This window comes from Azovibrio sp., from assembly GCF_049658005.1.
Taxonomy (GTDB): domain Bacteria; phylum Pseudomonadota; class Gammaproteobacteria; order Burkholderiales; family Rhodocyclaceae; genus Azovibrio.
Genome location: NZ_JBASOH010000119.1, coordinates 46626 through 53667 on the forward strand (window position 1 = coordinate 46626; position 7042 = coordinate 53667).

The 7042-nt window shown below is 55.6% G+C and carries 8 protein-coding genes and 1 pseudogene; all 9 read left to right on the forward strand.

Annotated features, from left to right (window positions below; translation table 11 throughout):
• Positions 1 to 6: 6 nt before the first annotated feature.
• Entirely contained in the window at positions 7 to 1371 is a 1365-nt protein-coding gene (locus WBH99_RS11230; RefSeq protein WP_424220179.1) for an aromatic ring-hydroxylating dioxygenase subunit alpha, read from the forward strand.
• A 121-nt stretch (positions 1372 to 1492) separates the two neighbouring features.
• Positions 1493 to 2053, forward strand: coding sequence for an aromatic-ring-hydroxylating dioxygenase subunit beta (locus WBH99_RS11235; protein WP_424220180.1), 561 nt, complete (start codon positions 1493 to 1495; stop codon positions 2051 to 2053).
• Between the two features lie 84 nt (positions 2054 to 2137).
• Positions 2138 to 2563 (forward strand): BphX family protein, encoded by a 426-nt coding sequence (locus tag WBH99_RS11240; RefSeq protein ID WP_424220181.1) that lies wholly within the window; start codon positions 2138 to 2140, stop codon positions 2561 to 2563.
• A gap of 26 nt (positions 2564 to 2589) precedes the next feature.
• On the forward strand, positions 2590 to 2919 hold the full coding sequence (locus tag WBH99_RS11245) for a non-heme iron oxygenase ferredoxin subunit (RefSeq protein WP_424220182.1): 330 nt from the start codon (positions 2590 to 2592) through the stop codon (positions 2917 to 2919).
• Positions 2916 to 4157, forward strand: coding sequence for an NAD(P)/FAD-dependent oxidoreductase (locus tag WBH99_RS11250; protein WP_424220183.1), 1242 nt, complete (start codon positions 2916 to 2918; stop codon positions 4155 to 4157). Before WBH99_RS11245 ends, WBH99_RS11250 begins: the two co-directional genes overlap by 4 nt.
• 40 nt (positions 4158 to 4197) lie before the next feature.
• Positions 4198 to 5031: a cis-2,3-dihydrobiphenyl-2,3-diol dehydrogenase gene (gene bphB, locus WBH99_RS11255; protein WP_424220184.1), complete on the forward strand. Its 834-nt coding sequence runs from the start codon at positions 4198 to 4200 to the stop codon at positions 5029 to 5031.
• A gap of 30 nt (positions 5032 to 5061) precedes the next feature.
• Positions 5062 to 5994 carry a VOC family protein gene (locus tag WBH99_RS11260; protein WP_424220185.1) on the forward strand — a complete coding sequence of 311 codons (933 nt, stop codon included), beginning with the start codon at positions 5062 to 5064 and terminating at the stop codon, positions 5992 to 5994.
• A gap of 105 nt (positions 5995 to 6099) precedes the next feature.
• On the forward strand, positions 6100 to 6882 hold the full coding sequence (dmpE, locus tag WBH99_RS11265) for a 2-oxopent-4-enoate hydratase (protein WP_424220188.1): 783 nt from the start codon (positions 6100 to 6102) through the stop codon (positions 6880 to 6882).
• Between the two features lie 30 nt (positions 6883 to 6912).
• Positions 6913 to 7042, forward strand: a pseudogene (locus WBH99_RS11270) (acetaldehyde dehydrogenase (acetylating)); the annotation flags it as partial.

A 7042-nucleotide genomic window follows, 5' to 3' on the forward strand; every position in this document is an offset into this window, starting at 1 on the left:
TCGACAATGAATGAAATCCCGAACGCTGTGGTCAGGTTGTCCCGGAAGTGGACGCCGGATGAAATTCGCGGGCTCGTCGACCAGGATCAGGGTTTGCTCGACCCGCGCATCTACAGTGATCATGACCTCTACGAGCTGGAACTGGAGCGGATCTTCGCACGTTCGTGGTTGCTGGTCTGCCACGAAGGACACATTCCGAATCCCGGTGACTACATCACGACCTACATGGGCGAGGATCCGGTCATCGTGGTCCGGCAGAAAGATCGCTCGATCAAGGTATTCCTGAATCAGTGCCGCCATCGTGGCATGACCATCGAACGCGCGACTTTCGGGAACGCGAAGTCCTTCACCTGTACCTATCATGGTTGGGCCTACGACATTGCCGGCAACCTGGTCAATGTTCCCTTCGAAAAGGAAGCGTTCTGCGACAAAAAAGAAGGTGATTGCGGGTTCGAGAAGGCTGACTGGGGGCCGCTCCAGGCGCGGGTCGATACTTACAAGGGGCTCGTTTTCGCCAACTGGGACAAAAAAGCCCCGACGCTGATCGACTACCTCAGTGACGCAACGCCGTACATGGACGCCATGCTGGATCGTACCGAGGCCGGCACGGAGGTGATTACCGGGATGCAGCGGACGGTCATTCCATGCAACTGGAAGTTTGCCGCCGAGCAATTCTGCTCCGACATGTACCACGCTTGCACGATGTCGCATGTGGCCGGTGTGGTCTCCAGTCTGCCGCCCGATGTGGACCTTTCGCAGGTGAAGCTGCCTGTGACCGGTAACCAGTTCCGTGCCCAGTGGGGTGGCCATGGTACCGGCTGGTTCAACGATGATTTTGCGCTGCTCAAGGCCATCATGGGGCAGAAGATCGTCGACTACTGGACCAAGGGAGCTGCCGCAGATCGCGCCAATGCCCGGCTTGCAGATCGGCTGCCGGTGCATCGCATGGTTGCACAACACATGACGATATTCCCGAGCTGCTCGTTCCTTCCCGGTATCAATACGGTCCGTACCTGGCATCCTCGTGGGCCGAATGAGATCGAAGTCTGGTCGTTCATCGTGGTTGATGCGGACGCGCCCGAGGAAATCAAGGATGAGTACCGCAAGATGAATATCTTCACGTTCAACCAAGGCGGAACCTTCGAGCAGGACGATGGCGAGAACTGGGTTGAGGTGCAACGCGTATTGCGGGGCCATGTCGCCCGCAGCCAACCGTTCTGCGCACAGATGGGGCTCAACAAGCCAAACGCCAACAACCCTGATTTTCCGGGAAAAACCAGCTACGTCTATGGCGAAGAGGCGGCCCGGGGTTTCTATCATCACTGGAGTCGGATGATGTCCGAACCGACGTGGGATTCCCTGCGCCCTTGAGGGTGGAGCAATGCACCGGCAAATTCCTTGATGGAAATGAGTTTGCCTGAAAAATACTTCGATCGACTTCTATGGTGAAACCAGAGATCCGGTCAAAAGCTACTGAACAAGGAGATTTATAATGCAAACAGCGTTGGAATTGGTTGAGCCTTTCAAATTCCCTGAAAAGCCCGTAAGTCTGGAAGTACAGCATGCCGTCGAGCAGTTCTATTACAGAGAGGCGCAGCTTCTCGATCATCGCAAATATCAGGAATGGCTTGGGCTGCTGACGGAAGACATTCATTACTGGGCCCCCATCCGGACCACTCATTCGACCAAGAACATCGAGCGTGAATATTATGGTCCTGGCTGCAATGCGCATTTCGACGAGGACTATGACCGTTTGCGTGCCCGTATCCGCGGCAGACAGTCGGGTTTGAACTGGACGGAAGATCCTCCGTCACGCAGCCGCCACATCGTGTCCAACGTCATCGTCCGTGAAGTCTCGGCGGCAAAGTTCGAAGTCAGTTCCGCTTTCCTTTGCTACCGCAATCGTCTCGAGCGAATGACCGACATTTATGTTGGAGAAAGGCGTGATGTTCTACTCAGAACTGATGACGGGTTCGGGTTCAAGATCGATAAGCGTACCGTCCTTCTCGACCAAAGTACGATTACCGCAAACAACCTGAGCATGTTCTTCTGATATCAACGCGCGAGATCTGATGCGTTGAGCAAGGCCCTCTGACAAAAAGCAGGGAGGAGGGCCTTGCTTATCTGGAGATTGGAAATGAATGAGCGAAGTGTGCGCTGGTTTTTTGTGGCAGTCGGTGTTTTTTACCTGCTCAACTTCATCGGCCTCCTGCCGGGTTTGAGCGAACCTCTGCTGACTGTCATGTATCCCGAAGCCGGTCTCCCAGTGGGAGGGGAGGGCTCCTCCTTGCTTCAGGATGCTTGGGCGGTCATCGGAGCGCAACTGGGGGCGATCGGCGTCGTCGCCTTGTGGGGTGCGCGTGAACCTCGCCGATACGCTGCGGTCATTCCGGTGGTGATTGCCGTCGAGGTATTCGATGCGTTCTGGGACATCTACAGCATCGTTTTCAGCGGCGAGGCGCTCTGGTTTGGCTTGACGACGCTGTTCATTCACATCGTCTGGATCGTCTGGGCCTATGCAGCATGGGTCGGCCTGAGTGCTCGCTCGCCGCAGGTGCAATGAAGTAAGTTTGGATACGGTGATTAGTTATGAGCTTTGAAAGAGTATGTGAGGCAAGCGACCTGCCGGACGGAGAGGCGCTCAAGGTCGAACGAAATGGGATTGAAGTGGCGGTATTCAATGTCGATGGAGAGTTTTTCGCAACCCAGGACCGATGTTCGCACGGTGATTGGTCATTGTCCGAAGGCGGCTTTCTTGACGGCGATGTTGTCGAGTGTTCACTCCACTGCGGAAAATTCTGTGTTCGAGATGGAAATGTAAAAGCATACCCGCCCACTGAACCCTTGAAGGTGTTTCCGGTCCGCCTCGAGGGTGGAGTGGTCTATGTCGACTTTAGTGCAGGACACATCACACCATGATTGAGACAATTGTCATTGTAGGGGCTGGCCTTGCCGGCGCGACGGCTGCGCGGGCGCTACGGGCCGGCGGTTATGAGGGGAAAATTCACCTGATTGGTGAAGAGGGTCAGTTTCCGTATGACCGGCCGTCGTTATCGAAGAACGTCCTGTTGGGTGAGGCCGAGACACCACCTCTTCTCATGGAGCCTTCCTGGTATCAGGAGGCAAATATCGATCTTTGCCTTGACGATGCGGTTGAGAGTATCGATAGAGAACGGCACAGGGTCATGTTGCGGTCCGGGGCAGCGCTGCCGTTTGACCGGCTGATCTTTGCCACTGGCATGCGACCCCGCAAGCTACCGTTTCCTGGTGCCGATCTTCAAGGAGTCTACTACCTGCGTGACTATGCCGATTGCGAAGCTCTGCGCAAGGCTTTCAGTGAGGCTCGTTCGCTGGTCATCGTCGGGGGTGGGCTGATCGGTTGCGAAGTAGCCACGGCGGCCCGGAAAGCGGGTCTTCAGGTCACCATTCTTGACTGCGCTGACGAGTTGCTTGTCCGTGTCCTGGGCGACAAAGTCGGAGGGTGGTGTCGTCAGCAGCTGCTCGATCTGGGGGTGCGTATCGAACTCAATGCGCGCCTCGAAAGAATGGTGGGCGATCAGACCGTTCGCGGCGTGGTGTGCTCCGATGGACGGGAGATTGAAGCCGATATCGTTCTAGTCAGCATTGGCGGCGAACCGGCCGATGCCTTGCTCAAGGCGGCGGGCGTTGACTGCGAGAACGGCGTGCTTGTTGACGCCTGCGGACAAAGTTCGAGTGCCGAAATTTATGCGATTGGCGACGTTGCGGCATGGCCAATCAAGGGCGGAGGGCGTCGATCGCTCGAGACCTACATCAATTCCCAGCAGCAAGCAGAGACGGCCGTCGCCGCCCTGCTTGGCCACTGCAAGCCAGCCCCGCAGATCGCAACGTCCTGGACGGAGATTGCCGGGCATCGCATCCAGATGATCGGCGATATCAATGGGCCGGGCGAATTTGTGCTGCGCGGTGACTTGAGTGGCGGTCAGGCAGCGCTGCTTTTCCGTGTTCATGAGGGAAAGGTCGCGGCCGCGGTGTCAATCGATGCAACAAAAGATTTCGCGATAGCGACCCGGTTGGTGTCGTCTGACCTTGCCGTATCACCGCAGTTGCTTTCGGATACATCTTTTGCGCTTCGAGAATTGCTCAAGACGTCGACCCGGGCGGGAGTATCTGCCTGAAGTTTTCCGTGAAGCCTTCTGTGTATTGAAAGGGAGAAGAATGAAGCTAAAAGATCAGGTTGTGTTGATAACAGGTGGAGCGTCCGGCCTTGGGCGTGCCCTTGTCGATCGCTTTGTTGCGGAGGGTGCGAGAGTTGCCGTGCTCGACAAGTCTGCGGAGGGCATCCGGAAACTGGAGTCGGATCATGCCGGTAATGTCGTCGGTTTTACAGGTGATGCGAGATCACTCGATGACAACAAGGCCGCTGCCCGCCGGTGTGTTGATGTTTTTGGAAAGATCGACACCTTGATCTCGAATGCCGGGATCTGGGACTACAACACGGCGCTGGTAGATATCCGGGAAGACAAGTTCGACACGTCTTTTGACGAAGTTTTTCACGTTAACGTCAAATCCGGGCTGCTGGCCGTGAAGGCTTGCCTGCCCTATCTGGTGCAAAGCCGGGGCTCGGTCATATTCACGATCTCGAATGCGGGGTTTTACCCTAATGGCGGGGGTCCCCTTTACACGGCATCAAAACATGCATTGGTCGGCATCGTTCGCGAGTTGGCATTTGAGCTTGCGCCTTATGTGCGGGTCAATGGTGTTGCGCCGGGAGGAATGGCGACTGATTTGCGCGGTCCGGCATCCATGGGGATGAATGATCGTTCAATCTCGAGCATCCCGCTTGGCGAATTGCTCGAAACGGTTTTGCCGATCGGGCGCATGCCCAACGTCGAAGAGTACACGGGGGCCTACGTGTTTTTCGCGACCCGTGGAGATGCTGCGCCCGCAACCGGTGCCGTGTTGAACTATGACGGAGGGATGGGTGTTAGAGGCCTTTTTGCTTCAGTAGGCGGAAAAGATCTTGAAGAGAAACTAGGCCTCTCGAAGTAGTTCAATATTCACAACGAAAGAGGAGATGACATGAAAATCAAGGCACTGGGGTACATGGGGTTTGCCGTCAAGGATGTTGGTCTCTGGCGTGATTTTCTCGCCAGGAAGATCGGCCTGATGGAGACACCGTCTTCCACGAATGAGGACGCGCGTTATCGCATGGACTCGAGAGGCTGGCGCATCGGCGTGACGCAGGGAGATCTGGACGATCTGGCCTTCGTGGGCTTCGAAGTATCGAACCCGCAGGAGCTGGCTGCGATGCGTAGCCGGCTGCAAGAAGCAGGAATCAAGGTGGAGGATGCAAGTCCGGAACTTTTGGCGGATCGAGACGTGCTTGGCATGATCAGGTGTATGGATCCCTTTGGAATGCAGGTTGAAATTTTCTATGGCGCGGCCGATCAGTACGAGAAACCGTTTGTTTCACCCACCGGCATCAAGGGGTTTGTGACCGGGAGCCAGGGAATGGGGCACTACTTTTATGCGGTCCCGGACATTTCAAAAGCCTTGCGCTTCTATTCCGACGCACTTGGGTTACAGCTATCGGACTACATTGACATTTCGCTTTCCCCGGAATTGACCGTACGTGGACATTTTTTCCACTGCAACGGCCGCCATCACACCATGGCGATCGCCGAGGCGCCGATGCCCAAGCGCATTCACCATTTCATGATCCAGGCCACGTCTTTCGACGATGTGGGCTTTGCCTGCGACCGCCTCGATGGCCGCGACAACGATGCCATCGACAGCAATCTTCGCGTAGCCGATGCCGATGGGGAAAGCTGCCTGACCACCACGATTGGTCGCCATGTCAACGACCACATGGTGTCTTTCTACGCCAAAACTCCTTCGGGATTTGAAATTGAATTTGGCTGGGGTGCGCGTGAAGTCGACGACAATTCGTGGTCAGTGACTCGTCATAGCCGCACTGCAATGTGGGGACACAAGTCCCTCCGCAGTAAATAACAGCCTTCCACCCTGCACGGACGTCGAATTCAAATCCGGCGTCCGTGATTGAGCCTCAGGGATGTAACGCCAGGGATTTAACGAATATGAAAGATGTATATGGCGATAGACACTGATATCGTGGAAAGAGTCGGCGACGAGCTCTACGAGGCATTGATCTCGAAAAATGCACGGGACCCGCTTAGCGACCAGTATCAGGATATGACCATTGACGATGCCTACGCAATTCAACAACGCCTGATATCCAGACGAGTTGATTCCGGCGAGAAGATTGTCGGGAAAAAAATCGGCATCACAAGCCAAGCAGTCATGAACATGCTGAACGTGTTTCAGCCGGACTTTGGCTGCCTGCTTGACGGAATGTCGCTCAGCGACGGGGCTCGTGTGCCTGTCGAGCGGCTGATCCAGCCCAAAATCGAGGGCGAGATAGCCTTCGTTTTGAAGAAAGATTTGATCGGGCCTGGCATTTCCAGCGCCGATGTTTTGGCAGCAACGGACTTTGTCATGCCCTGCATTGAAATCGTCGATTCGCGTATCCGGAACTGGCGGATCAAGATTCAGGACACGATTGCTGACAACGCCTCGTGCGGCATGTTCGTACTCGGAAATACGGCGGCGGATCCACGCGCTCTGGACTTATCGACTTGCGGCATGGTCCTTGAAAAGAACGGTGCGGTGGTTGCGACTGGCGCGGGCGCAGCCGCGTTGGGGTCTCCAATCAATTCCGTCGTCTGGCTTGCCAATGCACTTGGCAGTCGCGGTATTCCCCTCCGGGCCGGTGAGGTCATACTATCCGGGGCGCTGGCGAATATGTTCGATGTTTGTGCCGGCGAGCACTATCGCGTAACGATCAGTGGGATGGGCAGTTGTTCTGTTAGTTTTTTTTAACATATCGGCGAACAAATCAAGGAATTTCTCATGGAAAAAATCAAATGCGCGCTCATCGGTCCGGGCAACATCGGCACCGATCTGCTCTACAAGTTGAAGCGCAGCCCCGTTCTCGAGCCGGTCTGGATGATCGGCATCGACCCTGAATCCGAAGGTCTGA